The 26,807-nt window shown below is 68.4% G+C and carries 14 protein-coding genes; 6 read left to right on the top strand and 8 right to left on the bottom strand.

The genetic code is table 11. The annotated features are described in order from the left end of the window. Positions 1-106: 106 nt before the first annotated feature. From SSPN_RS0122530 to SSPN_RS0122540, 3 genes are read left to right on the top strand one after another with little or no spacing between them, the layout of a single operon-like run. Positions 107-796, top strand: coding sequence for a methyltransferase (locus SSPN_RS0122530; RefSeq protein ID WP_010309240.1), 690 nt, complete (start codon positions 107-109; stop codon positions 794-796). A 27-nt stretch (positions 797-823) separates the two neighbouring features. Beyond that, positions 824-2,290 (top strand): AMP-binding protein, encoded by a 1,467-nt coding sequence (locus tag SSPN_RS0122535; protein WP_010309243.1) that lies wholly within the window; start codon positions 824-826, stop codon positions 2,288-2,290. Between the two features lie 41 nt (positions 2,291-2,331). Continuing rightward, positions 2,332-2,997: a TetR/AcrR family transcriptional regulator gene (locus SSPN_RS0122540; RefSeq protein ID WP_010309246.1), complete on the top strand. Its 666-nt coding sequence runs from the start codon at positions 2,332-2,334 to the stop codon at positions 2,995-2,997. A 15-nt stretch (positions 2,998-3,012) separates the two neighbouring features. Here the strand turns inward: SSPN_RS0122540 and pabB are convergent, their stop codons facing one another. The 7 genes from pabB to SSPN_RS0122580 form a co-directional block, all read right to left on the bottom strand. Then, positions 3,013-5,106: an aminodeoxychorismate synthase component I gene (pabB, locus tag SSPN_RS0122545; RefSeq protein WP_010309248.1), complete on the bottom strand. Its 2,094-nt coding sequence runs from the start codon at positions 5,104-5,106 to the stop codon at positions 3,013-3,015. Positions 5,107-5,383: 277 nt separating this feature from the next. Then, a complete protein-coding gene (locus SSPN_RS0122555) occupies positions 5,384-6,469 on the bottom strand; it encodes a class I SAM-dependent methyltransferase (RefSeq protein WP_010309254.1) in 1,086 nt (361 codons plus the stop codon). After that, positions 6,459-7,223: a thioesterase II family protein gene (locus SSPN_RS0122560; protein ID WP_029535623.1), complete on the bottom strand. Its 765-nt coding sequence runs from the start codon at positions 7,221-7,223 to the stop codon at positions 6,459-6,461. Before SSPN_RS0122560 ends, SSPN_RS0122555 begins: the two co-directional genes overlap by 11 nt. Then, complete coding sequence (locus tag SSPN_RS0122565; protein ID WP_010309259.1) at positions 7,220-8,371, bottom strand: Gfo/Idh/MocA family oxidoreductase; 1,152 nt, start codon at positions 8,369-8,371, stop codon at positions 7,220-7,222. The genes SSPN_RS0122560 and SSPN_RS0122565 overlap by 4 nt, the downstream gene beginning before the upstream one ends. Before the next feature lie 23 nt (positions 8,372-8,394). Further along, entirely contained in the window at positions 8,395-13,881 is a 5,487-nt protein-coding gene (locus tag SSPN_RS0122570; protein ID WP_010309263.1) for a non-ribosomal peptide synthetase, read from the bottom strand. A gap of 359 nt (positions 13,882-14,240) precedes the next feature. Then, positions 14,241-14,672, bottom strand: coding sequence for an ester cyclase (locus SSPN_RS0122575; protein ID WP_010309265.1), 432 nt, complete (start codon positions 14,670-14,672; stop codon positions 14,241-14,243). 92 nt (positions 14,673-14,764) lie between these two features. Beyond that, positions 14,765-21,706 (bottom strand): non-ribosomal peptide synthetase, encoded by a 6,942-nt coding sequence (locus SSPN_RS0122580; protein ID WP_083822028.1) that lies wholly within the window; start codon positions 21,704-21,706, stop codon positions 14,765-14,767. 296 nt (positions 21,707-22,002) lie between these two features. On the opposite strand from SSPN_RS0122580, the gene SSPN_RS0122585 reads away from it, so the two are divergent. The 3 genes from SSPN_RS0122585 to SSPN_RS61750 all read left to right on the top strand — a co-directional run bounded on the left by SSPN_RS0122585 (position 22,003) and on the right by SSPN_RS61750 (position 25,039). Then, complete coding sequence (locus SSPN_RS0122585; RefSeq protein WP_010309270.1) at positions 22,003-23,508, top strand: FAD-dependent monooxygenase; 1,506 nt, start codon at positions 22,003-22,005, stop codon at positions 23,506-23,508. A 63-nt stretch (positions 23,509-23,571) separates the two neighbouring features. Next, positions 23,572-24,288 carry an MFS transporter gene (locus tag SSPN_RS61745; protein WP_010309273.1) on the top strand — a complete coding sequence of 239 codons (717 nt, stop codon included), beginning with the start codon at positions 23,572-23,574 and terminating at the stop codon, positions 24,286-24,288. After that, complete coding sequence (locus SSPN_RS61750) at positions 24,272-25,039, top strand: MFS transporter (protein WP_272941776.1); 768 nt, start codon at positions 24,272-24,274, stop codon at positions 25,037-25,039. Before SSPN_RS61745 ends, SSPN_RS61750 begins: the two co-directional genes overlap by 17 nt. 268 nt (positions 25,040-25,307) lie before the next feature. Here the strand turns inward: SSPN_RS61750 and SSPN_RS0122600 are convergent, their stop codons facing one another. After that, the gene (locus SSPN_RS0122600) at positions 25,308-26,801 is read right to left on the bottom strand and encodes an amino acid ABC transporter permease/ATP-binding protein (RefSeq protein ID WP_010309281.1); all 1,494 of its coding nucleotides are present in this window, start codon (positions 26,799-26,801) and stop codon (positions 25,308-25,310) included. Positions 26,802-26,807 lie beyond the last annotated feature (6 nt).

Raw genomic sequence — 26,807 nt, forward strand, 5'->3', positions numbered from 1 at the left:
TCTAAATCACTCTTTCATTTGGCAATTTTCTAGCCCTTGTCCATTGACCCGGAATCGGTAGACTCGCCCTGAATCCGACTGTTTCGCAGAGGAGCAACACGCGGTCATGGACGCCTCCAGCGAGCAAATGGTCACCCGCCTGATCGAAGCCCACCGCCAGATCGCGAACGCAACCACATTCCGCTTGCTCGGCCTGGACTGGGACCTGCTCCCAGGCGTGTACGCACCCCATCTGACCCGCTCAGCAGCCCTTTACGCGGAGTGGGTCCGCTACCCGACCGGTGGCTGTTTCTGCGAGATCGGCGCGGGCACCGGATACCTGGCGGTGCTCGCCGCGCTGCGCGGCTGCCGCCTGGTTCGCGCCACCGACATCAACAAAGCCGCCACCGACAACATCGAGCTGAACGCCAGACGGCACGCGGTGGCCGACCGACTCACCGCGCACTGCGGCGACATGTTCTCCCCGCTTCCCCCGGGAGAACGATATGACACCATTTTATGGAACTCGAACTTCGTGCCGACGACCGCCGAAACCATCGCCATTTCCGATCTGGAAAAAGCTTTCTACGACATCGACTACCAGGCGCACGAAACTTTTCTGCGCCAAGCGGGCGAACGGCTGAAGCCGGGTGGCAGGTTGCTGCTCGGTTTCACCAGCCTCGGCGACGGCAGGCGAGTCGCGCGGTTGGCCGACGCCCACGGGTGGACCCCGGCCGTCCGGCGTGCCGTCGGCTACGAGTCGCCATCCGGCGGGGTGATCCGCTACCAGCTCATCGAGTTCCTCCCCGCCCGCTGATCCGCTCGTCGTCGACAAGGAGAAACGGTGAACGTTGCGCAGGCACTCGCCGACCGCTCAGCGCGCAACAACTGGCAGCACAACCCCGCTTACCTCGTCGGCTCTTCGAGCTGGACGCACGGCCAGGTCCACGGCCTCGCCGCGCGAGCCGCAACCGTGCTGGCCGAGCGCGGCGTCCGGCCCCGCCAGCACGTGCTGCTGAGCATGCCGGACGGGATCGCCTGGATTGCGACCTTCCTCGCCCTCGCACGCCTGGGCGCCGTCGCGGTGACCACCAACCCCAGGCTGACGGTCGTCGACCACACCTTCATCGCCGAAGACTGCCGCGCGCAGCTCGTCATCACCGACTCGCCGGAGCGATTCGATGGCGTCCGGTGCCTCGACGCCGGAGAACTTCTCGCCCGCGCCGAAACCTCCCCCCTCGCGGCCGCCCAAGCGGTACCGGCGCACGCCCCGCTGTACGTGCAGTACACCTCCGGGACCACCGGCCGTCCCATTGGCGTTCCGCACCGCCACGCCGATCTCGAGCACTACCACCGCGCTGTCGGTTCGGCGATGCTGCACATGACCGAAGCCGATGTCAGCTTGTCGGTGTCGAAGCTCCACTTCGCCTACGGCTTCGGCAACTCGTTCGTTTACCCGCTGCTGTCCGGATCGGCCGCGGTGCTGCTGCCGGAGCACCCGGCCCCGTCCACCGTGGCCGAAGCGATCGATCGGCACCTGGTCTCGGTGCTGCACGCGGTGCCGTCCGCATACGCCAACCTCCTCGCCGAGATCGACGGGCAGCGTTTCCCGTCGCTGCGCGTTGCGGTGTCGGCCGGTGAACGGCTCGCTGCCGAGCTGGGGAAGCGGTTGACCGACATCCTCGGGGCCCCCGTGCTCGACGAGCTCGGCTGTACCGAGGTTGGCGGCGCGTTCTGCGCCAACACGCTCGACTCACCAGGACCGGGCACGCTCGGCTTCGCGCTGCCGGGTTACCAGGTGCGCCTGCGCGACGACAGCGGTCGGGACATCGTTGACTGCGGTGTCGACGGCGAGCTCTGGGTGACCGGGCCGACGCTGCTCGCCGGCTACCTCAACCAGCCGGAACGCACCGCGCAGGCGCTGCGCGACGGATGGTTGAACACCGGCGACCGTGCGGCATTCGATGACCGGGGGCGCCTGATCCACAAGGGACGCAAGGACGATCTGGAAATGGTTGGCGGGATCACGGTGGATCCGGTGGAAATCGAACGGATCCTCGACGAGCACCCCACCGTGCAAGAATCCGCGGTGGCCGCGATTGCCGACCAGCGGGGTGCGACCAAGCTGCGCGCCTACATCGTCCCCACCCGGCACGCGGAAGTGCAGGATCTGGAAAGAGAATTGCTCGACTTAGTGCGCGACCGGCTGGCGCCGTTCAAGGTTCCCCGGTCCGTCGCGGTCGTGACCGCCCTCCCGCGCACCGGCACCGGCAAGCTCCGCCGCTTCATCTTGCGAAGTGGGACGTGGTGAGTTCGGTCCCGGCTGCACCCGCCGGCTGACATAATGGCAGGATGAGCCCGGCTGGCAAGACTCTGAATCGGGGCGGCCGCCCACCGCGGCTGTCCCAGAACGCCATCGTCGACGTCGGCGAGCGCATCCTCGTCCGCGATGGCATAGAAGCCCTCACGATGCGCCGGGTCGCGAAAGAACTCGGCAGCTCCCCGATGGCCGTTTACCGCCACGTCCAGGACAAGGACGAACTCCTCGTCCTCATCCTGGACAGGCTCGTCGCCCGCCTACCCCGCCCGGAACTGCCCGACAACCCCCAAGATCGCCTCATCGAGCTCTGGAAACTCCTGCACGGACAGCTCATCCGCCATCCCTGGGCGATCGAAGTACTCGCCGCAGGCGACATGATGGCGCCTTCGGTGCTCTGGATCGTCGAAGAAATCCTCGCCACGTTCGTCAAGGCGGGACTCGACCGCAAGTGCGCCGCCGCGGCCTACCGCGCGGTGTGGCACTTCACTCTCGGCGAAGCGCTCGTGCGCACTGCCACCCGCCGCCGCACCGACGAACTCGACCGGCCGCCCTTCGCGATCGTGCTGGTCTCCGACGTCGACCGGGAGCAGATGCCCAACCTCGCCTGCCTCTCCGACCAGTGGTCCACCGCCCGTGAAACCGACAGCTACCCCGAGGGCCTGAAAGCCATGATCACTGGTTGGCTTTCGTCCACATAGGACCTGCATCGCGACTCATTCGGTCGCGACCACGTCATTGCCCGGGAAGCCCGCGCCGAACAACCGCAGCAGTCCAGCGGCCTTCACCGCCGTCTCGGTCCACTCCTCTTCGGGATCCGACAGGGCAGTGATGGCCCCGCCGACCCCGAAGCTCACCTGCCCAGCGTTCACCGCGAGCGTGCGGATGACGATGCTGTGATCGGTCGCCCCGCTCAGGGAGAAGTAGCCGAGTGCACCGGAGTAGATACCCCGCGCACCGCTTTCGAACTCGTCGATGATCTGCATGGTGCGGATCTTCGGGGCACCCGTCATGGAACCGCCGGGGAAGGCCGCGCGCACGCACGCAATGGGCGAGACGTCCGGCCGCAGGTGTGCCCGCACGGTGCTGACCATCTGATGCACGGTGGCGAAGGATTCGATGTCGAACAGCTTCGGGACGTGGACAGAACCGGCTTCCGCACACCTGCCCAGGTCGTTTCGGACCAGGTCGACGATCATCAGGTTCTCCGCGCGGTCCTTCTCGCTGGTCCGCAGTTCCTCGCGCAGGCGTGCGTCCTCCACGGGGTCGTCCGAGCGGGGTCGCGTTCCCTTGATCGGCTTGGACTCCACCGCCCGGTCCCGGGAAATCCGCAGGAACCGCTCCGGCGAGGTGCTCAGCACCGACAGCGCCCCGAACCTCAACAGCGCTGAGAACGGCGCCGGGCTGTGCGCGCGCAGGAACTTGTAGCTGTGCCACGGATCCAGGTCGCATTCGCCGGTGGCCATGTTGGTCAGGCAGACCTCGTAGCTCTCGCCGGCCTGGATCTGCTCCTGGCACCGTTCGATGAGTCCGATGTAGTCGTGCCGATCGTGGCGCAGCCGCAGCTCCTGGACCGGTCCGGCCGGTGCCGGAACGTCCTCATCGGACTGTTGAGAGCGCAGTTCCCGCCATCGTCGGCCGGTCTCCACCAACCACTGCTGCGCGGGCTGCTCGCAGTCGACCAGGGCCAGGGCGAGCAGGTAGGCGCGCTTCTCCTGGTGGTCGAACGCAACGGCGCGGTCGGCGAAGATCATGCCCGCGTCGGGCGTCTGCGCCCGGTGCGCCCGCCGCGCGCCGCATTCGGCCTTCATCTCGTATCCGAGGTAGCCGACCCAGCCCAGCGCGAAATCGAACGGCAGGTCGGGCACATCGGCCCACAGCGCCGCCAGATCGGACTCCAGCCAGTCCAGGAACGGGCCGCGCACCTCAATGGTCCGGTCCGCCTCCCGAACGATCGCCAAGCCCTGCCAGACGTCGGCCTCGACGACCCGCGCCAGCGGCCCGGACGCGTCACCCATGAAGGAGAACCGGCCCTGCTCCCCCTCGGCGAGGCTGCTGTCCAGCCAGAACGAAATCGGGCTTTCCTGGTAGAGCGCGTCGAACACCCGCTCTGGCGGGCACCATCCCGGTAGTTCCTCGGCCAGCACCCGCAGCTTCGCCTCGACCTGCGCAGCGTGCGGTGTCGCCGCGACCCGGGCCCGCAGGGGTAACGCTGGCCGTGCGTTTTCCCGCTGCCAGCGGCCGGTCAGCTCCGCGAAGTTGCACAGCAGCAGGTGGCCATGCTCGGTGCAGATCGACTCCGGGTGGAACTGGACTCCCCACTGTGGACGATTTCGGTGATGTGCGGCCATCAGCACGCCGTCCGGGGTCCACGCGTCGACCTCGAACTCGTCGGGAAGCTGGGTCACCACCAGCGAGTGGTAGCGGACGGCCGGGAACGGCGAGGGCAGTCCGTTGAACAGGCCCCGGCCTTCGTGGTTCACCTGCGAGAGCCGCCCGTGCCGGACCTCCGGAGCCGCCGCCACGGTTCCGCCGTAGGCGAGGCACAAGCCCTGGTGCCCGAGGCAAACGCCGAGCACCGGCAGGGCCGCGTGCCGGATGACCTCCGCGCAGTGGCCGAAGTCCGCCGGGCGTTCCGGGTGGCCAGGTCCAGGAGAGAGGACGACGTTGTCGAACCGGTCGAGATCACTCAACCGGAACGTCGGATCGTCGTTGCGGACGACCTCGCACGGTTCGCCGTTCACGTCTTGCAGGTAGTGAGCGAGGTTGTACGTGAAGGAATCGTAGTTGTCGATAATCAGCGTGCGCATGATCAACCTTTCCCGGCACTGTTCCGCGAAACCCCTAGTACCGAGCGCAATCTGCGGCTACAGCAGCGAACCGAAGCGGTGCACGAGCCGGTGCGCCTGCTCGGCGTTGACGCATTCGCCGGCGAGTTCGGCCCTGGCCTTTACCACTGCGGCCGCCAAGGGCCGGGCGGGTTGCAACGCGTCAAGCCGGCCCTCGCCATGCGAAGATCACCGGCACGAGCTGCTTCCGGGTGCGAGTCGTCCGGTCACCTTTCCTCCCCAGTCCGATTTCGGCACTTCAGTCGAGCAGCCGGTACAAGCGGTGGTACAGGTCGTCCACCGGGAGCACCGCGATGTCGGAGAAACCCGCCTTCACCGCGTAGGTCCGGACGGTCGAGGGCCGCATCGCCGTTCCGGTGGCCGCCGAAGGCTCTTCTGACCTGCCGACCGGAAGACAGTGCAGAACGCTCGCCGCGTGCAGGAAGCGCTCGACGTCCCCGCCGGGCGCGGTGAACTGATCGGGCACCTTGGCGTCCATCACCAGCACCGTGCCCGCGTTGGCGCGCAACACACGGCAGGTCCGCAGTACCTCGACCGGACGCGACATGTCGTGCAGCGCGTCGAAGATGCAAACCAACTGGTAGCTACCGGCCAGTTCGGCATCGCCGCAGTCGCGGACCTCGAAGCTGACCCGGTCGGCCACGCCGTGCTCCGCAGCGTTGCGCCGGGCATCCAAAACGGACTGCTGGTCGAGATCGAAGCCGTCGACGTGGACATCGGGGTAGGCCTTCGCGAGCGCGATGCTCGCCCACCCCGCCCCACATCCGACGTCGGCGACACGGCCGCTGATGAGCAGCCGGTTGTGGATGTCCGGAAGGAAACGCCGAATCCAGTCGGCCAGGTTGTTGGTGAACAGCGCTCGGTTGGAGCCGGCGTGGCCGTCCCGGGAATCCTCGCCGTATTCGGTGTAGGGCACGCCGCCGCCGGTGCGATAGGCGTCCAGCAGCGCGGGCAGCACCCGGCCGGTGGCGCCCATCGGCAGCACCGCGATCGGCGAGATCGAGTACGGGCTATCAGTACCCAGCAGCGCCTCCGCGTGTCCTGCGGGCAGCAGGTAGCGGCGGTCCAGTTCGGGCATTGCCTGGTCGTGCACCTCCAGGATTCCCGCCACGGCCTGCTGCTCAAGCCATTCCCGCACGTACCGGACGTCGGCGCCGCATTGCCGGGCCAGCTCCGGCGGGGTCGCCGGTCCACCGGCGGCCAACTCCCGGTAGAAGCCGAGCTTCAGGCCGAGGTAGCTTGTGAACAGCTCCTGCGCGGCGACTGCGGCGGTGAACATGCGGATCGCGAACCCGCGTGCGTGAGCCTCGGATTCAGCGGCCATCGCGCACTCCGAACGATCCGGCCAGGCGCTCGGCGACCACCTTCACCACGTCGTCCGGTCGGTCGGTCAGGAAGAAGTGACCACCGTCGAACCAGCGCAGCTCGAACTCGCCTGTCGTGGCCGCCGCCCAGGCGCGGGCATCGGCCTCGTCGACCTCGGGGTCGCTGCTGCCCATGAGCGCCATCACCGGCACCGGCAACGGGCTTGTCGTCGGCCGGTAAGTCTCGATCAGCTGGTAGTCGGCGCGCAGAGTCGGCAGGAAGAGTTCGCGGAGCACCGGGTCTTCGAGCACTTCGGGTGTGACACCTCCGAGATTGCGCACGTCGGCCAGCAGCCCGTCGTCACCGCTGAGGTGCACCACCCCGGGTCGCTGTCGGCTCGGGCCAGGCCGCCCGGAAACGAACAGCTGCGCGCACGCCGACCCGAGATGCTGCGCGAGTTCGTAGGCCACTGCCGCCCCCATGCTGTTGCCCAGCAAGGCCAACGGCCGGTCCAGCACGGGTCGCATCGCCCTGATCAGACCGGCCAACAGCGCGTCCATGTCCCGGACGTGCGGTTCGGAGATGCGGTCCTGCCTGCCCGGGTACTGCGCGACGAGCAGTTCCACGTCCGGCGGCAGGGCGCGCGCCCAGGTGCGAAAAGCGCTCGCCGAACCACCGGCGTGCGGCAGGCAGATCAGCCGGCCCGCGCAGTGCTCCACGGGCCGATAACACCGGAACCAGCGCTGGTACAACGGCGCCATCGTGCTAGTCACCCCCAGCCCTCCTTCACTTCGACTGCAAGCGCGGCGGCCATCATGTCGTCGACCGGCAGCACGTCCGGCGGATCCGTGCGGGTGAGCTGATCGGGATAGCCGAGCCTGGTAGTGAGGTCCTGCCACAGCCGGCACAGGGTCAGGTAGTACTGCCCCTGCTTGAGCGGATCGTTGCCGGAGAGCGCGGCATGGCGTAGCGCACCTAGCGCTGTGCGGACACCACCTGGCCAGATATCGCCGACAATCCGCCGGTAGTCGGGTCCTTCGACGTCACCGATGACGGTGGCGCTCGGGTAGGTGAGATGCTCGGCGTCGGTGTCGAACAGCCGCACCGTGTGCCACGCCCGCTCCGGGCCGTGCGGGCGGGGGCTGTAGAGCAGCGGACCCTGCGTGTTGGCCAACGTCAGGTGCCCGCCGTCGGTGCCCACCGTGATCCGGTGGAAGAGGTGGGTGTAGTTGTCCGGGTCGCTGGACTTGAGCTGATTCTGCACACGCAGCACCATCGGCACACCGGCGAACACGCCGTTCACGACGCGGTACGGGAACTCCAGGTCGGTCATCCCGCGAATCCGGTCGGACACCACCGGCACGTCGTCGAAACCCCACGGGCGGACCTCGCCGAGCGCCCGGCCCAGGATGTCGAACAGCGTGTACGCGACTTGGATGGCGCAGGTCGTGTCGATGAACAGCGGCCGCTGCTTGCTGACCAGCTCCCGTGCTGCGGCGATGAACCGGCGGACCGGCTCGATGTGCGGGTAGTGGGTGTTCAACCGGTACTGCACCCCGTGTTTGCGGGCGCACCGCAGGCATTCAGCCAGCTCATCGTGGTGCAACGCGTGCTCCTGCAGCACGTGGATGCCGCGGCCCATGATGGCCTGCGCCATTTCCGCGCCTCGCCCACCCTGCACTCCTGCGCTGATGACGACGCAGGCGATGTCGATGTCGTCGGGGAGCTGGTCGACGTTGGTGTACAGCGGAACCTGGTAGAACTCTGCGCAGGCATGGGACCGGTCGCTGCCCTGGGCGACGATCCCGGCGAGTTCGAACGGGAAGTCCGGCTCCAGGAACGCCTGGAGGTAGACGCGGCCCCACCTGGTCCCGCACACCACGACCTTCGGCCTGCGCCCGGGGTCGAGGACTCTGCTCATGTGCTCCTTCTTCCGACTGGAGATCAGCTGACTGCGGACTTCTCGGCCACCGCGCGGATGTGGCGGACAGCTTCGGCGACGTTCGACGCGTCCAGGCAGCTGAAGTGGTCGCCGGCGACGTCGATCACGTCGAGCTCGCCGAGGCAGACATCGCGCCAGAACTCGGTCATGTCCGCCTGCAGGCCGGGCAGAAACCGGAGCGTGCCCCGAGGCCGCAGAAGCGTCATGTCACCCGCGTAGAGCTCCGGCTGATGCAGGTTCGCCGCGCGGAAGCTCTGCCGGAACACCTCGTACAGCTGGGTCGCCTGTTCCGGGGAGCCGACGGCGAGGCCCTCATCAACGAACTGCCGCGCCATCGCGGCCCGGCGTTCTTCCGGTGAACGTCGGCGCAGCGCCCGGAACCGCTCCGCCACTTCCACCAGGCCTGGCTGCCCGTCGAGCGCGTCGAACGCCCCGTCCGGCACTTGGCCGGGGGTCGCCGCGAGCACTCGTTGGAACGCCTGCCCCACGAGCTGTTCGTCGGTGGGGAACCCCATCCTCCCGAGATCGGCCGACAGCACCCGGCCGAAGGCGTACTCGAACAGCAGCTCCTCGCCAATCTGGTAGGGCACGCGGTAGCTGCTGACCACGACCAGGCTCGCCACGTGCGCACCGGCCTCCGTGAGCCGACCGGCGATCTCGGTCGCCAGCAGCCCGCCGAGGCAGTAGCCGACGATGTGGAACTGCTCACCGCCCTGGTCCAGCAGCTCACGGGCGTATCGCTCGGCGAGTCGCGGGATCAGCTCCTCGGCGGGCAGGCCCAGGTAACCGGACGTGTCGTTGACCGCGAGCCCGACCAGCGGTCCCGCCTCGAGGAGTTCCTTGGCCAGCCACCGGTACGGCGCCATCGTGCCGATCCCTTCGTGCACGAGAACCCGCAGCGGCTCCGCACCCGGATCGTTGAGCACGATCAATGGCGACATCGCGGTATTGGCCACCGCCTCGTGCTCGGTCCGCTGGGTCTGCCGGATGTGCTCGGCTAGCGCCGCAATTGTCGGCTGGTTGAGGATGCGGCGCAGCAGGCCGTCGAAGTACAGGCCGGCGGCTTCGGGAACCTGCTCCCGTATCCGGCCGACGAGCTGGGCGACCAGCAGGGAATCGCCACCGCAGTCGAAGAAGTTCTGCTCTCGGCCGAGCCTGGGCACGCCGAGCACGTCGGCGGCCATGCTCGCCAGCCGCTCCTCCAGCTCGTCACCGTGGTCCTCGGCGGTGTCCGCCCGTTCGGTTGGCGCGCTGCGCGCCAACCACTGCTGCAGCACGCCGCGGTCGACCTTGCCGTTGTCGCTGAGCGGGATGTCGTGCACGACCTGCATTTCCACGGGCAGCATGTGTTCGGGGAGCAGCTTGCGGGCGTGCTCGACGACGTCGGCGGCTTCGACCCGCACCTTCCCGGGCCGCAGGCGCACCACGAAGACATGCTGTCCGAGCAGGGAGAGCGGGTCGTTCTCGGCGGGCAGACAGGTCACCCAGTCCGCATCCAAGGACCCGACGAGTTCCAGCCAGCGCCGCCGGTCGAGGAACGTGGTGCCCTCCTCGCGGCGGAAGTCCTCGAACTCCTCCATCATGAACGCCTGCGACACGTTGATCTCCAAGTGCTCACCAGTCGCCTCGATGAACACCAGCCAACCGCCGGGGACCAGCATCTCCTTGAGCTGGCGCAGGGTCCACGCGATATCGCGGGCGTTGTTGAGCACGCCGCCGCAGAGCACCACATCGAAGGACTGCGGGCGCAGGCCCTGTTCGCGGTAGTCCTGGTTGATGTCGTAGATCCGGATGTCCATCGACTGCGCGGCGAAGCGCGTCCGCGCGCCGTTGAGGAAGAACTGGGACACGTCGGTGAAGGTGTAGTCGACGTCGAAACCGGCGAGGACGTCCATCACGTGCCGGGTGGTGCTGGCGATGCCGCCGCCGACCTCCAGCACCCGCAGCCGTTTCCCGCCGGTTTGCGCAGCGATCGCGCGCAGCGCCTGGGCGGCGACCTGGTTGTTGTGGTCTGCTGCCACGCCGTCGCTGTAGGTCGCCTCCGCGATGTCCATCCGGCCTTCCGGGAAGAACATCCGGGAAGCGCTGACCTCGCCGCGCAGCAGTTGCCGCAGTTGCCGCGCGCAGTCGCGGAAGTAGCCCATCAGCGCGGTCGGGCAGATCCGCTCCGGTCGCACCGCCTCGGCCTCGGCCCAGCACCGTTCGACCTGTTCGGCTTCGACCACGCGCAGGTCGTGGTATCCGTTCTCGTCATGCTCGACGAACCCGGCCCCCGCCAGTTCGGCGAGCCACCGCGGCACCAGCGACCGGTACACCTGCGCGACGCCGAGCGCGGCGGCGACCTGGTCGGCGGAAAGGACGGCTCCACCGGCGAACGGGTCACCGTCGGCGAGCGCGTGCGTCATGGCGTGTAGCAGGGCCGCGTCGAGCCGCTCGAGGAACTCCGCGATGCGGTCGCGATCAATGTCGGCGTCCAAACCGCGCCGGATCAGCTGCGCGGCGCGGGTCACCTCCCGCACCACCGGCTCCGCGGTCGGCGGCTCCGCCTCCGGCTCGCGGCCTTCTACGAACGCCGCGAGCCGTTTGTTCGTCGAGCGCTCCCCGTCGACCACCGCGATCGCCCGGCCCACCTGCGGGTGGGACTGCAACGCAGCCTCGACCTCAGCCAATTCGATGCGATGCCCGCGGATCTTGACCTGCGAGTCCTCGCGGCCGAGGAACTCGATCTCACTGTCCTCGCGGTAGCGGCCCAGATCACCCGTGCGGTACAGACGCAGGCCGCTGGTGGGGTGGACGACGAAACGCTCGGCAGTGCGCTCTGGATCCCCGAGGTATCCCAGGGCTACCCCGGCACCGCCGATGTAGAGCTCGCCGACCGTCCCTTCCGGACAGTCCTGCATGTCCTGGTCCAGCACGTGAAAGGTCTGGTTCGTCAGGGGCTTGCCGTAGGGGATGCTGCGCTGGTGGATCACCGACGTGTTTACCTCGTGGAAGATCGACCAGATGGCGGCTTCGGTCGCACCACCGAGGCTGATCATCCGCAGCTCGGGCAGGTGCTTGTCGACTGCGGCGGGCAGCCCGACCGGAATCCAGTCACCGGAGAGCAGCGCCAGGCGCAGCGAGGCGAGCCGGGCGGCGGGCAGCCGGAGCTGTTCGGCGTCCAGATACTGCTGGAGCATCTGCATCTGCGCTGGTACGGAATTCCACACCGTCACCCCGTGCTCGGCGACCAGCTCCGCCCAGTGCGAGGGATCGGATCGTCGATCGTGCTCGGGGATCACCAGCGCCCCGCCGAGGGCCAAGGTGCCGAAGATGTCGTAGACCGACAGGTCGAAGCCGAGATTGGCCAGCATCAGCGCCCGGTCGTCGCCGGTCACGCCGAATCTGGTGTTGATGTCGTTGATCGTGTTGACCGCGCTGCGGTGGGTGATCATGACGCCCTTGGGCCGGCCGGTCGAGCCCGACGTGAAGATGACATACGCCAGGTCGTCGGGCGCGGCCCGCTCGTCCGGCGCTGCGGAGGCTCCAGCCGGCCCGTGCTCGTCGACGACGATGCTCGTGATGCCCTCGGGCAGGCCCAGCTCGTCGTGCAGCCAAGTTTGGGTGAGCACCAGCCGCACGCCGGCATCGCCGAGCATCCGCTCACGGCGCACCTCCGGTTGGGCAGTGTCCACCGGGACGTATGCGGCACCACCGAGGTGGATGCCCAGGACCGCGGCCACCTGCTCCCAGCCCTTGTCCATGACCACGCCCACGACGTCCCCGCGCTGGCAGCCCGCTTCCCGCAGTGCGGCGGCCACCCCGCGGGCGCGGTCGAGCAGCTCGCCGTAGGTCAGCTCGCCGCGGGCGCTGAGGATGGCGGTCCGGTGCGAGGCGCGCTCGGCCTGCGCGATGAAGCCGTCGTGCAGCAGCGCGTCCGGCATCGGGGCCGCGGTGTCGTTCACCGAGTGCCGTCGAACTCGCTGGTGCTCCGGCAGGTCGACCGGGAACCGCTTGGTCCACACCTCGTCCTCGGTGCACATGCGGGTCAGCAGCTGACGATATGCCGCGAACATGTCCGCGACGACGGACTCGGGCAGCACGCCTTCCCGCACGTCCCAGTTCGTCGAAAGGCCGCCTGAGCGCTCGATGTTCTGGCAGTCGATGAAGACCTGCGGGGTCTGGCTGATGCCGTAGCCGAGCCTGCCCCACTGGTTTTCGCCGAGCCCATCGTCGGTTCCGCCGACGCCGATGGCACTGGTGAAGACGATCGGCATCAGCGCGGCGTCGGAGTCGTTGCGGCGGGCGATTTCGCGCATGACCTCGACGCCGGAGAACAGGCGGTGGTCAAGGTCGCGCCAGACCTGGTCCTGCAGCGCCGCCGCCCGATCAGCGAAGCTCGTCGCACGGTTCTGCCACACGCCGAGCAGGTCGACCGAGGTGAAGTCGCCGATGATGCGGGGCACGTCGGCGTGCAGCGGCTGTCGGTTGAGCAAGGTCAGGTTGAGCGTGAAGTCCGGGCGGCGGCACCACTTCCCGATGACTTCGGCGTATGCGGCCAGCACCGCCGTCGATGGCGTCATGCCCTTCGCCCTGGCGCGATCCCGCAGCGCCGACCACTGCTCGGGTTCGAGCATTAACGCGTAGCGCCGGAAACGGGCCTGGCCAGCGGAACCGGTGGTTTCGGCCATCGGCAAATCCGGGCGCGGCGGCAGCTCGTCGATGCGGCCCAACCAGTACTGGCGGTCGCGTTCGTAGCGGGGGCCGCTGCGCAGTTGGCGTTCTGCGGCGAGGTAGTCCCGGAACGTCACCTCCAACGGCGGCAACGGTTCGTCGGGGTGTTCGTAGCAGTGCCGGAGCTCTTCGAGCAGCAGCTGAATGCTGACGAAGTCGGCGATGAGGAAGTCGATGGAGAAGTGCAGCCGGGACAGGGCCGGCTCCCTGCTGACCCGCAGCTCGAACAGCGGCCACACGTCGTTGGGCTGAACCCGGTGGTCCATCTCCTCCCGGATCCCGGCGATGCGCTTCGCCCGCGCTCCCTCGCCCAATTCGGAAAGATCGTCGAAACTGATGCGGTAGGGCGAGGTTTTTGGCAGGACCCGCTGGGTACCGTCGTCGTCCACGACAGCGCGGAGCATGTCGTGCCGCTCGATCAGCCGCTGCCAGGCGGCCTCCAACCGGACCGGGTCGAGCTCGGTGAACTCGAGCTCCCCGTAGCCGTGGCAGGACACCCCGCCGTAGGAGAAGACGTCGCGGCGGCCGAGGAGGTAGGCGGCCTGCATGTCGGTGACGGGGAACGGCTCGAACCGCGCACCGCCATCGGCGACGACGCTCACCTGCCCGGCCGCGGCACGCAACACGTCGAGGACTGCTTCCTTATCCGCACGCAACTGCTGCCGGTGGAGGTCAGTCAGCACGCCCTCGGGCGCCCGGAAACGAAGCTGACCGCCTTCCGCCCACAGGCTCACCCCCAGCCCTTCGAGCACCGCGACCAGCTCTGCGGCATTCATCTGTCATCCTCCCAGGTCGGACGCGCGCGTGTGCTTACCGAATCGACACCACCGTCGTGAACACCCAAAAAACGACGATTCGACGAGCAGCGAGCGAACTGGAGAAAGATTTCCACGAAGCCGGAAATGGTGTTCCAGCCCCCCCAGCTTCACCTGCATTCGCCGCTGAATTCAGATCTTCGGCTGTCGCCAACATAGCACCGCCGAACCACGACGACAAGCATCCAAAATCCAGCAGCGGAGGACTTAGCAGCACCCGTTCACACTATTAGCAGCCGCGTTCACACAATTAACGCGAACCAACGCCGACCACTTCCGACAGTTCGTCGGAAGTGGCGACAAAGAACACCTGGATTTAGTCAGGGCTTCGGCGTGAACCCGAGTTGTTTCATGAATTCCAAACCATCGGAACTGACCCAGTACTCGACGAACTTGCCGTCGGCGCAGCGCATCACGTCGATACCCGCGAACACCACTTCGGTACCCGCCGCCACTGGCGCCCCCGGCAGTTCGCCGTTGTAGGAACCGCGAAACACCCAGCGCCCCGACACCAGGTCGCCGTCCGCCAGCGGACCCACCTCCACGGCCACCTTGACGTCGGTGAACATCGAGACCCCCCGTCGGACCATTTCGGCCAGCGCCTCCGGACCGCGCGCTTCCCGGTCGGGCCAGTGCGCGACGAAACCGGGTGCCGCCAGCTCGGCCGCCAGCTGATCCATGTTCGCGGGATCGGCGTGCCACATCTCTTCGATCCAGCGCCGGTAAAGCAGTTTGTTGCGCTCGGTCTGCATCCAGAACTCCCGACAGCAGAGGTTTGTATACGCGTATTCCACAGGCAGCGTACCCCATCCGCACCCATCGGTCGAGGTAGCGCGATGGGCCATCAGATGACGCCTTCCTCCATCTGGTGACCGGCCTGCGAACGCTGTTTCACCAATTCCCCCTGCTGCTGAAGCGATGGCCCGGCGAGGAACTCGCGCAACGCGATGTCCACGCCGAACAGGCGGCGAATGCGCTCCACCACGCGGGTGGCCAACAGGCTGTCGCCGCCGAGTACGAAGAAATTGTCGTCACGGGCGAGCGCCGGCACGCCCAGCACTTCGCGCCATTGCTCGGCCAGCGCGATCTCCACCTCGCCGCGAAGCGGTTCACCGGTCTCAGCCGGTTCCCGCGCGCCGTCGGCCAGCCCGCGGATGGCCGAGGCGCGGTCGAGTTTGCCGTTGGCGGTCAACGGCACCTCAGCGATCTCGGCGATCCGCTCGGGCACCATGTAGGCGGGCAGCCGGTCGAGCAGCCACGATCGCAGTTCGTCGGAATCGCAGGACCGGTCGCCCTCGGGTACCACCACCGCCACGAGCGCGGGAGCCCGGTCCCCGACGGAGGCGGCGACGGCCTGGCCGACGTCGGGATGCGCGGTCAACGCCGCCTCGATCTCGCCCAGTTCGATGCGGTGACCTCGCACCTTCACCTGGTTGTCGACCCGGCCGAGGAACTCCAGCACGCCATCAGGCCAGTACCGCCCGAGGTCCCCGGTCCGGTACCAGCGGATCCCGTCCCATTCGACGAACCGCTCGGCGGTGCGATCGGCGTCGCCGCAGTAGCCGGCCGCGACACCGCGGCCACCGATCCACAGCTCCCCCTCGGTCCACTCAGGACAGTCCTGACCGGTGGGGTCGACCACGCGGAACCGCTGGTTGGCCAGCGGTCTGCCGTAGGGGATCGAACGCCATCGCGGGTCGACCCGTTCGACTTCGAAGAAGTTCGACCAGATCGCGGCCTCGGTGGCACCGCCAAGCGCGACCAGCGCGCACCCCGGTGCCCGCTCGCGAAGTCGGTCCCAGAGGTCCAGGCCGACCCAGTCGCCGGAGACGAGAGCCAGCCGAAACGACCCGGGCAGGACGTCTGCCACCACCAGCAGCATGTCCAGCAGAGCGGGCACGGTGTTCCAAACCGTGACGTTCCAGCGGCGGCAAAGCCCGGCCCATTCGCGGGCTTCCCGCCTTCCGTCCTCGTCGATGAGCACGACCGAACCGCCGACCGACAACAAGCCGAAAATGTCGTACACCGACAGATCGAAGTCCAGCGCGGAGATCGCCAGCACCCGGTCCTCGGCGCCGACTCCGAACCGGGCGTTGACGTCGGCGATGGTGTTCATCGCCGACGCGTGGCTGACCATCACACCCTTCGGCTCACCGGTCGAACCCGAGGTGAAGATCACGTACGCGAGGCTCTCCGGATCCACCTCAACCGGACCCGCCAAGGGCTTCCGGCGGTACGCCTCCGCCAGGTCGTCCAGCACCACGCGCACGCCGGCCCGCGAGTAGATCCGCTGCCTGCGCTGATCGGGCTGATCGACGCCCACCGGCACGTACACGGCTCCAGCGGCCAGGACGCCGAGCACGGCAACGATCTGGTCGCGTCCCTTGGGCAACGCAACGGCCACATTGTCGCCCGCCCGCACCCCGCGCTCCACCAAGTGCGCGGCCACCCGCAGGGCGAGGTCGGCCAGTTCGCCGTACTCGCACCGCTGGTCCGCACCCCACACCAGGGCGGTACGCGCCGGGTCGGCGTCCGCACGAGCGAAGAATCCGCTGTGGAGCAGCGTCGCTGCGGCGGTCGGTTCGCGGGTCGAGTTCTCCTGCTCGCGCACCGCTCGTTGCGAAGTGGGAAGCAGGTCTGGCAATTGCTGCGACCAGTCGGCATCGGCCAGCCAGTCCAGCAGGCGGCACTCAGCTTGGAACATGGCGTCGAGCAGCCCTTCCGGGAACAACTCCTCCACCGCGTCCCAGTTGAACCGCATGCCGCCCTCGTCGTCGCGCACCTGGTGATCGAGCCAGACCTGCGGGGTCTGTGACAGCCCCCAAACCTCCTCGGCGAACCGCTCGGCGGCGACGTCACGGCCGATGCCCAGCGCGCTGGTGAACACCACCGGCATAGCGGCCGCAGATCCGCGGGAAGCGGCCAGGTCCCGCATCACCTGCACTGCCGAGACGTCGCGGTGGTCGAGGTCCTGCCACATTTGGCGCTGGAACCGGGCCGCGCGCTCGGCGAAGCACTCCCCCGCCCTCGGCTCGTAACCCACCAGCAGCAGGGCGGTGAAATCCCCGACCACGCCATTGATCTCGGGGTGGACCTCGCGGCGATCGAACAGAGTCAGGTTCAGCGTCAGCTCCCGCTGCCTGCTCCAGCGTCCCAGGACCTCCGCGAAGCAAGTCGCCAGCACCGAAGCCGGGGTGAGCCCGCGCTGCCGCGCTCGTTCGACAATGCGTTGCCAGCGTTGCCGCGGAATCCGGCTCTGCCTGCGGGTGAAGCGCGGCTGCGCGACGAGTTCCGGATCGGTGCGCAGCGGGAGTTGCGGTGCCGGAGGTAGCGAAGGAGCCCGCTCTGCCCAGTAGCGCTTGCTCTCGGCGAGCTGCTCTCGATCCCCGCAAGCACCGAGCACGTAGTCGCGGAAGGAGACCCCGATCTCGGGCAGCCGGGTTCCGGGACGGTGGTAGAGCTCGCTCAGCTCGGCGAACACGATCACGATGCTCAGCGCGTCCAGCATCAACAGGTCGAGGCTGAACCCCAGGCGCACCCGCCCGCCGCTGTAGCGCACGGCGCGGATGTCGAACAGCGGCCAGCGCGAGACGTCGAGCACCTGGTGCGACATGGCGGCCCGCATTCGGTCCAGCGCGACCTGCTCAGCACCGCCACGCGCGTCTTCGACGGAGAGGGCATAGCGCGGCACCGCGGGCAAGATGCGCTGCCGGCCGTCCTCGAACACGACCCGCAGCATCTCGTGGCGGGCGACGACCCGGTTCCATGCCTCCTCCAAGCGCGGCAGGTCCAGATCGGCGGTGTCGAACTCCCAATACCAGTGGGACGCGACACCGCCGAGCGCGAAGTCCCGGCCCCGCCCCAGCAGGTAAGCCTGCTGCACGTCGGTGAGCGGGAACGGCTCGTACCGGTGGGCCGGGTCAGCCGGGAGCGCGCTCGCAACCGGTGACGCACCGATTTCGAGGTCTGTTGCGAAGTCCCGCAGCACCGGCTTGGCGAACAACGCCCGCAGCTCAGCCCCGCGCAGACCGGCCGCGCGCAGCCTGCCCACGACGCGGGTGGCCAGCAGGCTGTCACCGCCGCGGGTGAAGAAGTCGTCGTCGCGTCCGATCGGCTCCCCGCCGAGCAGATCCGACCAGGCCTGGGCCACGAGCTCTTCCACCGGACCCTGCGGCGACCGCAGCTCCGCCGTCGTGCGCTCTTCCGGCGCCAGCAGTCGAACGAGCCGCTTGCGGTCGATCTTGCCGTTGGCGTTGAGTGGTAGCTCGTCGAACACCACGAAGTCGGCGGGCACCATGTGCGCGGGAAGCTGGGTGCCGAGCCAGTCCCGCAGGTCTTCCAGAGGCGGCACACGCCCACCGGGAAACACGGCAGCCACCAGCCGGGTACCGGCCGCCACCGTCACCACCACGACACTGCGGGCGACGTCGGGGTGGCTGTTGAGCGCGGCTTCGACCTCACCCAGGTCGATGCGATGGCCCCGCACCTTGACCTGGTGGTCGGCGCGACCCAGGAACTCCAGCGAACCGTCCGGCCAGTACCGGGCCAAATCACCGGTGCGGTACCAGCGGATCCCGTCCCGCACCACGAACCGTTCGGCGGTGCGGTCGGGGTCGCCGCAGTAGCCCAGCGCGACACCACGGCCACCGATCCACAGCTCCCCCACCCCCCAGTCCGGGCAGTCCTGGCCCCGCTCATCGACCACCCGGCAGCGGACGTTGCGCAGCGGGGTGCCGTAGGGCACCGAGCTCCACTGGGCCGGGATCTCTTCGACCTCGCAAATGGTGGAGTGGATGGCGGCCTCCGTGGTCCCGCCGAGACCGACGAGCCTGCCCTTCGGCGAGCAGGCCCGCAGGCGGTCGAGCAGGTCGACGGTCACCCAGTCACCGCCCAGCAGCGCCAACCGCAGGTCCAGCACCTGGTCCGCAGCCGCGGCCGCGGTCAACAGCATGTCCAGCAACGCGGGCACGGACTGCCAGATCGTGACCTTCCAGCGCCGTGCCAACTCCACCCAGTGCGCGGCGTTGCGCCGCTCGGCCTCGGGAACCAGCACCAGCGCCCCGCCAGCTGAGAGCAGGCCGAAGATGTCGTAGACCGACAGGTCGAAGTCCAGCGCGGAGATCGCCAGCACCCGGTCCTCGGCGCCGACCTCGAAGCGCTCGTTGAGGTCGGCGATGGTGTTGATCGCCGCCGCATGGCTGACCATCACACCCTTCGGCTCGCCGGTCGAACCGGACGTGAAGATCACGTAGGCGGCGAGGTCGGTTCGGTCCCCTGGCACCTGGGTGGTCAGCGGGTCCACCGACGTGGCGACCTCGACCGCGACCGGTTCGACATCGGCGGGCCAGGTCGAGTCCGTCCGCTCCTCGGCAGTGGTGAGTACCTGGCGAACCTCGGCGCGGCGGTAGATCTTCGCCCGGCGCGCCACCGGCTGGTCCACCCCCACCGGCACATAGGTCGCCCCGGCCAGTAGTACCCCGAGCGCCGCGGCCACCTGGTCGGGACCCTTCGGCAGCGTGATCGCCACCCGCTCACCGGGCCGCACCCCGCGCCCCAGCAGGAAGCCGGCAATGCGGCGGGCGCGGTCGGCGAGCGCTCCGTAGCTGAGAACGCCCTGCTCGCCCCAAAGCAACGCGGGCCGTTGCGGCGCGATCTCGGCAGTGCGGAAGAAACCTTCGTGCAGCAGTAGGCCAGACGTCGGCCCCTCGGTCTCATTGACGGTAGCCCGGACCGCCGCTTGCTCGGCCGGCAGCAACGGCGGCACCGGCTGCGCCCAGTCGGCTGCGGCCAGCCAGTCCAGCACGACGCGGTAGGCGGCGAACATGGCGTCAAGAAGACCGTCGGGGAACAGCTCGTTCTCCGCGTCCCAGTTCAGCAGCAAGCCCCCGTCGTGCTCGGTGACCTGGTGGTCCAGCCACACCTGGGGGCCCTGCGAGATCATCCATGTCGGGCTGCCGAAGCAGCGGCGGACCTCCTCGCTGAACAGCTCGCCGAGGCTCAGCCCGCTGGTGAAAACCACTGGTGCGCGCACCGGTTCTCCGCCGTTGGCCCTGGCCAGGTCGCGCAGGACCGCGACGCCGGAGTACTCGGCGTTGGCCGTGTCGGACTGCAGCTGCGCACGCAGCCGCCGGGCGCGCTCAGCGAAGGAGCTCGGCTCGGTCAGGTCCACTTCCAGCAGGATCAAGTTGGTGAAATCGCCGCTGAGGCGGAACACGTCGGGGTGCACCGCCTCCCGGTCGAACAGGGGCAGGTTGAGCAGGAACCTCTTGCTGGCGCTCCAGGTCCCGAGCACTTCGGCGAAGGCGGTCATGAACACCACGGGCATGGTCAGCCCGTGCTGCCGCGCCTTGGCCGCCAGCAGATCCCGCCCCTGCGCGTCGAGCCAGTGGTAACGCCTGGTCACCCGGCGCTGGCTGATCCGTTCGGGTGCGATGGCCAACGGCAGCTCCGGCCCGCCTGGCAGGTCGGCGATCCGGTCCCGCCAGTATGCGCGCGCCTGCTCGGCCGCCTGGGTCCGCCGGCGGTTGCGCTGCGCCAGATACTTCGGGTAGCTGTAGCCGATGGGCGGCTGCTCGGCCTCCGGTTCCTCGTAGCACCTGGCCAGGTCGGTGAGCAGGATGCGAAAGCTCAACGCGTCGGCGACCAGCATGTCGATGTTGACGTGCACCCGGCTGGCACCGCCAGGCAACAGGGAGAGCTGGACGTCGAACACCTCCCCCCGCTCGACCTCCAGCCGGCGGTGGGACAGGCGCTCGCGCAGCGAGCTCAGGCGGTGGTCGACCTCGTCCGCGGCGAGCTGACGCAGATCGTGCACCGACAGACCGGGCCAAGGGCAGGTGGCGGCGATCCATTGCCTGCCGTCATCGGTGAACCGGGCTCGCAGCATGCCGTGGCGTTCGGTCAGCGCCCGCACCGCGCGCTCCAGCCGCGGCGGATCCACGTCGCGACCGCTGAACTCGTTGTAGAAGTGCGCGCCGACCCCGCCGAGCACCTGCTCGTCGCCGCGTCCGACCCAGTAAGCATGCTGCATCACCGACAGGTCGAACGGCGCCGCCTCGTCGACCACCGCCTCGTCGACCGCCGCCTCGTCGCCGGCCTCGGGCTCGCTGGTCCCGCTGATGCTCTCCCACCACTTGGCCAGAACCGCGTCCTGGAACAGCTCCGGGAAGCTGACCTGCACCCCGTCGGCGCGCCACTGGTTGACCAAGGTCATGATCATGATGGAGTCCAAGCCCCGCATGATCAGGTCTTCGTCGTCGGCGATGCTCTCCGCTGATTCACCGAGCAACTCGGCGACGTCCAGCCGCATGAGTTCGAGGTCCAGCGGCGCGGCCTCGCCACCGCTTTCGGCCGCGTCAGCCAGGCCGCGCAGCACCTCGTCGTCCACAATGGATTCTTCCGCGCCGAGCAGCGGCGGCGCCGCGACTCCCAGCTGCCGGGTCGCGTGCAGCACGTCCAAGCCACCCCGGAGATGAATGGCAGCCGTCTCCGCGCGCAGCACCTCGTCGTTGCCGCCGCGAGGAATGGATCGAGCTGGGACGAACACGATCTCCGCAGGCACGAGGTCGTGCTGCCGCGACACGGCCGCGCGCACCTCTTGAGCGAGCGCGCCGAAGTCCCCTGGAGCACCACCTTCGGGCTCCTCGATCACCAGCAACAGATCATCCCGGTCCCGCGTCCACGCGGCACACGTGGTCGAACGCGTCAGGGCCGCGACGCTGTCCTCGACCGCTTCGAACACCGCCGCCGCTTCGGCACGAGATCGCGGATATCCCTGATCTGCCATCTATCCCTCACACGCATATCTATTTGCAGGCGAGCATCGGCGAGTTCGCCAGGTGTTCAACCAACACCAAGGGCAACAAACGGAATGTTCCGAAATCCGGAGCCAACTTCCCCGAGCGCGGTTTCCCCACTTACCGCTAGCCGTTTCCGTAAGACGATGTTACCATGTAAACAAACCCCCAGGAAGAGATTTACTCCGGACGGCCGCATGCGGCGCTCCTGGGTTTGAAGCGTTCGTCTGAATCCCCTCATTTCGTCCACGGCGTGCCGCCGTGTCAATCCTGCATTAGGAGAACCATGCGGCCAGAAGCAGACTTCGAGGTGATAATCGTCGGCGGTGGCCCGGTGGGCCTCCTGTTCGCCTGCGAGTTGCGGCTGCACGACGTGCGCACGCTTGTCGTCGAGCGGTGCCGACCGGAGCAGACCGAGCCTCGGATCGTGGGACTGCACTCCCGAAGCCTCGAACTCCTCGATCGCCGCGGTCTGCTGGAGGCCTTCGACGACGCGGCGCGCAGCTCCCACGAACTGCAGGAGTACTTCCAGGACGACGACGGGCATCCGCGCGTGCGCGGGCACTTCTCCGGCATGTTCGTGATCGGCAAGTCCGAGGTGCGCACCGAGCAGCCGCGGGCCCTGGCGTTCAGCCGGGACAGCATCAACGAAATCCTCCGCGAACACGCCCTGCACCTGGGCGCGTCCATCCGCCACGGGCACGAGTTCACGTCGATGGAGCACGACGAGAACGGCGTCGTCGCCGACATCTCCGCCCCCGACGGAACCTACCGGGCGCGGGCGCCGTTCCTGGTCGGCTGCGACGGTGGCCGCAGCGCTGTGCGCAGGCAGGCCGACATCGACTTCCCCGGATCCGGGCACACCGTGGTGGCGCGGTTGGGTTTCTTCGCCCCGGCACCGACCGAGAACTTCCCGCCCGGGCGGGTGCGAACCGATCGCGGTGTGTGCCTGAACTGGCTCGGCAACCGGGTGATGACCTGCGAATGGGACCAGGACGTCGACTTCGACAGCCCGGCGACCAGCGACGAGATCAGGGCGAGCGTGCGACGCGTCACTGGCCAGGACTTCCCGCTGTCCACCCCGGAGCACCTGAGCCGGTTCACCGACAACACCCGCCAGGCGGCGCAATACCGGAGCGGGCGGATCCTGCTCGCCGGGGATGCCGCGCACGTGCACTTCCCCACCGGAGGGCAGGGCCTGAACCTGGGCCTGCAGGACGCGTTCAACCTGGGCTGGAAGTTGGCTGCCGAGGTGCGCGGCTGGGCGTCGCCGACGCTGCTGGACACATACCACAGCGAGCAACACCCAGTGGCGGCCCGCGTATTGACCAACACCCGCGCCCAGGTCGCACTCATGCGTCCGGGCGCACAGGTCGACGCGCTACGCGAGCTGTTCGCGGAAATGATCGAGATGGACGAGGTCAACCGATATCTCACCGAGATGATCACCGGCACCTGGATCCGTCACCCCGCTGGGCTCGACTCCCATCCGCTGGCCGGGGAATTCGCCCACGACGTTCCCCTGATCACCGACGCGACCGCCACCCGCCTGGCGGAGCTGCTGCGCGACGGCAGACCGGTGCTGCTGGAGCTGAGCGGCGGTTCGCGGTGCCGCTCAGTCGCGGCAGCCTGGTCCGATCGAGTGAAGTTGATCGCCGCCAAGACCACGGAACCGTCCGTTGTGGACGCAATGCTGATCCGCCCGGACGGGCATATCGCGTGGGCGGGCGATGGCACCGGCCCTGCGGACACCTTGCACAGCGCATTGTCCGAGCTGTTCGGCGCGGCTTGACGATAACTGCGCAGACAGGTTTGATTACAAGTAAACAATCCAGTTACTGAAGGAATCCCCGCAATGACAGAGGCGTCCTCGGAGGAAAGCGCTGCTGCGCGGCTGAAAGAACAGCCGTGGAGCCCAGGACAGAAAAGGCTGCTGACCGTGGTGGCCGTGGCCGTCGGCATGGCCGGCATCGATACGACGATCGTGAACGTGGCACTGCCCCGAATGAGCACGGACCTCTCGCTTTCGCTCTCGGGCATGCAATGGGTCGTCGACGGGTACAGCCTCGTCTACGGAGCCAGCCTGCTCGCCGCGGGCGTGCTGGCCGACCGCATCGGCTTCCGCAAGGTGTTCGGCATCGGCGTGCTGGCCTTCGCTCTCGCTTCGATGCTGATCACCATCGCACAGACCCCGGGCGTGCTCATTGGCGCCCGGGCGGTGCAGGGGCTGGCGGCAGCGGTGCTCACGGCCAGCGGACTCGCGCAGCTCACCGCAGGCTTCACCGGCGGCCAACGCGCCCGCGCGCTGGGCATCTACACCACGGTCGGGTCGGTTTCCTTCGTCGTGGGCCCCCTGCTCGGCGGCGTGCTGGTCGACGGGCCGGGCTGGCGGGGGGGACCAGCGCAACGCCGACCGCAAGCTGGACTTGACCGGTCTGCTGCTGGCCTCGGCGGCGCTGTTCTTCATCACGTACTGCATCATCTCGGTGGCTGGCCGGGGCTGGGGCGACGCCGTCGTGCTCGGCTCACTGATCGCTGCCATCGTCCTGTTCGCCGTGTTCATCCTGGCTGAGCACCGCCTCCGCCACCCCCTGGTCGACCTGAGCCTGTTCCGGCAGCGCAACTACAGCGGGGCACTGGTCATCCTGTTCGCGGTCGTGGCGTCCTTCTTCGGCCTGATGACGTACCTGGGGATCTGGTTCCAGCAGATCCGGGGCTACTCCGCCTTGGCTGCGGGGAGCGCCCTGCTGCCGATCATCCTGCCGTTCCTGGTGACCGCGCCGTGGGGCGGCAAGTTGTTGAGCCGCTACAGCACATCTGCCGTTACCACGACGGCGGTGGCACTGACGCTGCTGGGCCTGCTGCCGCTGACCCTGATCACCACCGACACCAGCTGGCTGCTGCTCGGACCCGCTTTCGTGCTGCTCGGCGCGGGAGGCGGGCTTTGCCAGGCACCGATCATGGCGGCAGCCCTGGGCGGCGTGCCCGTGGAACGGGCTGGCCTGGCAAGTGGGATCGCCAACAGCATGCGCCCGCTCGGCGTGGTCGTCGGTGTCGCAGCGCTGGGCACCTTGCTATCCGCCAACGTCCACAGTGTCCTCGGCGGCCAGCTGGGTGACATGGGCTTCCCGGTGGAGCGCGCAGCCCAGATCGCGCACGAGGTGGCTGCCGGAAGGATCGTCGCCCACCCGCAGATCTCCGCGGATCTGTTGCGGGACGCGTTCAGCAGCGGCCTGAGCACAGTGGTGATAGGCAGCATCGTCTTCTCCGTCGTAGCGGCGGTGCTGTCCGTGAAGATGCTTCCCCGCCAGCGCCCCGAGTAGTACTGCTCGCCCCCGGCGGTCGACACGTACGTCCGCAACGGACCGAGCGTGCCGTCGCAGCGTGAGCGAGGTCGACGCCGGGGGAACGTGCGGCGGCAAGGGATTGATAACTCGACTTGCGGCTCCAGCCAAGCCGTTCGCGCAACACCGTCCAGGTCTGCGTCACCGAATACCGGACGCCGGTCACTCGCTCGATCAACTCACCCGCCCGCAAACCCCCACAAGCAGATCAACCTAAAACCGAAAGACCATTCCGCTGCGGCTCTGCTCAGCCACGCGCGCCAGCCGGGCCTCCCAGCACCTCGTCGGGGCGGCCCTGGGCCACGATGCGCCCGTCCGCGAGGACGACCACCCGGTCGGCGATCTCCCGCGCGAACTCGACGTGATGGGTGACGACCAGCATCGTCATCCCGCTTGCCGCAAGCCCACGCACCGTGTCGAGCACCTCGTCGACCAGCTCGGGGTCGAGCGCCGACGTGGGCTCGTCGAACAGCATCACGACGGGGTCGACGGCCAGCGCGCGGGCTATCGCGACCCGCTGGCGCTGACCACCGGAGAGGGTGGCGGGGAACGAGCCGAGGTGCTCGCCGAGGCCCACTCGGACCAGCAGCTGTCTCGCCCGCTCGCGCGCCGCCTCCTCGCTGAGCCCGTGCACGTGGTGCGGGGCGAACGCCACGTTGTCCAGCACCGACAGGTTCTCGAACAGGTCGAAGTGCTGGAATACCATGCCGATCCGGGCCTCAGCGCGGGCCCGTGCGAGGTCGGCGACCTCGACGAGCTGTCCCCCGCGCTCGACATAGCCCACGTGGCGACCGTCGACCAGGATCTCCCCGCCGTCCACCGCCTGCAGATGGTTAACCAGGTGCAGCAGGGTGCTCTTGCCCGACCCGCTGCGACCGGTCAGCACGAGAACCTCGCCGCGCCGGGCGTCGAGGCTTACGTCCCGCAGCACCTCGCGGTCGCCGAAGCGCTTGGAGACGTTGCGGATCGAGAGGAACGCGTTGTCGCGGCCGGAGCGGTCGACCCCGGCAACCGGCACCGCTGAGCGCCCGGCGCGCGGAAGGCGCGTCCGGCTGCGGAACGCGAAGAGGCGCGCCCGGGCCGACGGACGGTCGGCCGGAGCGCCGAATCGACGTTCCAGCGCGGACTGCGCGGCGGTCATCGCCGTGATGACGAGCAGGTACATCACGGCTGCCACGCCGTATACGGGCACGACCTCGAAGTTGGTGGCGACGATCTGCTGGCTGCGGAATGTCAGCTCGGTGACCGAGATCGCTGACGCGATGGAGGTAAGTTTCACGAGCGAGATCGCCTCGTTACCGAGCGCCGGGATGGCGGCCTTGAGTGCCTGCGGCAGGACGATGCGCGAGAGCGTGAGCCACCGGCCCATCCCGAGCGACGCCGCGGCCGTCGTCTGCGTCCGGCTCACCGACCGGAGGCTGCCACGGAAGATCTCGGTGCAGTACCCGGCCTCGTTGAGCGCGAAGCCGAGCATCGCGGTCTGCAGCGGCGGCAGCCCGATCCCGACGGCGGGGAGGAAGTTGAACAGGAAGACCAGCTGCAGCAGGATTGGCGTACCGCGGAACAGCCACACGTAGCCCGCACTCATCAGGCGGACGACGCCCAGCGCGGCGTCGCGGGCGACGGCCAGCGCGAGCCCGAGCACCAGACCCGCAGCGAACGCGACGGCGGCGATCTTCAGCCCGGTGAACAGGCCCTGCCACATCGACGGCAGCAGGAAGTAGTGCCAGAAGGACGGCACGGGAAC

The sequence above is a fragment of the Saccharopolyspora spinosa NRRL 18395 genome (genome assembly GCF_000194155.1).
In the GTDB taxonomy this organism is placed as follows: domain Bacteria; phylum Actinomycetota; class Actinomycetes; order Mycobacteriales; family Pseudonocardiaceae; genus Saccharopolyspora; species Saccharopolyspora spinosa.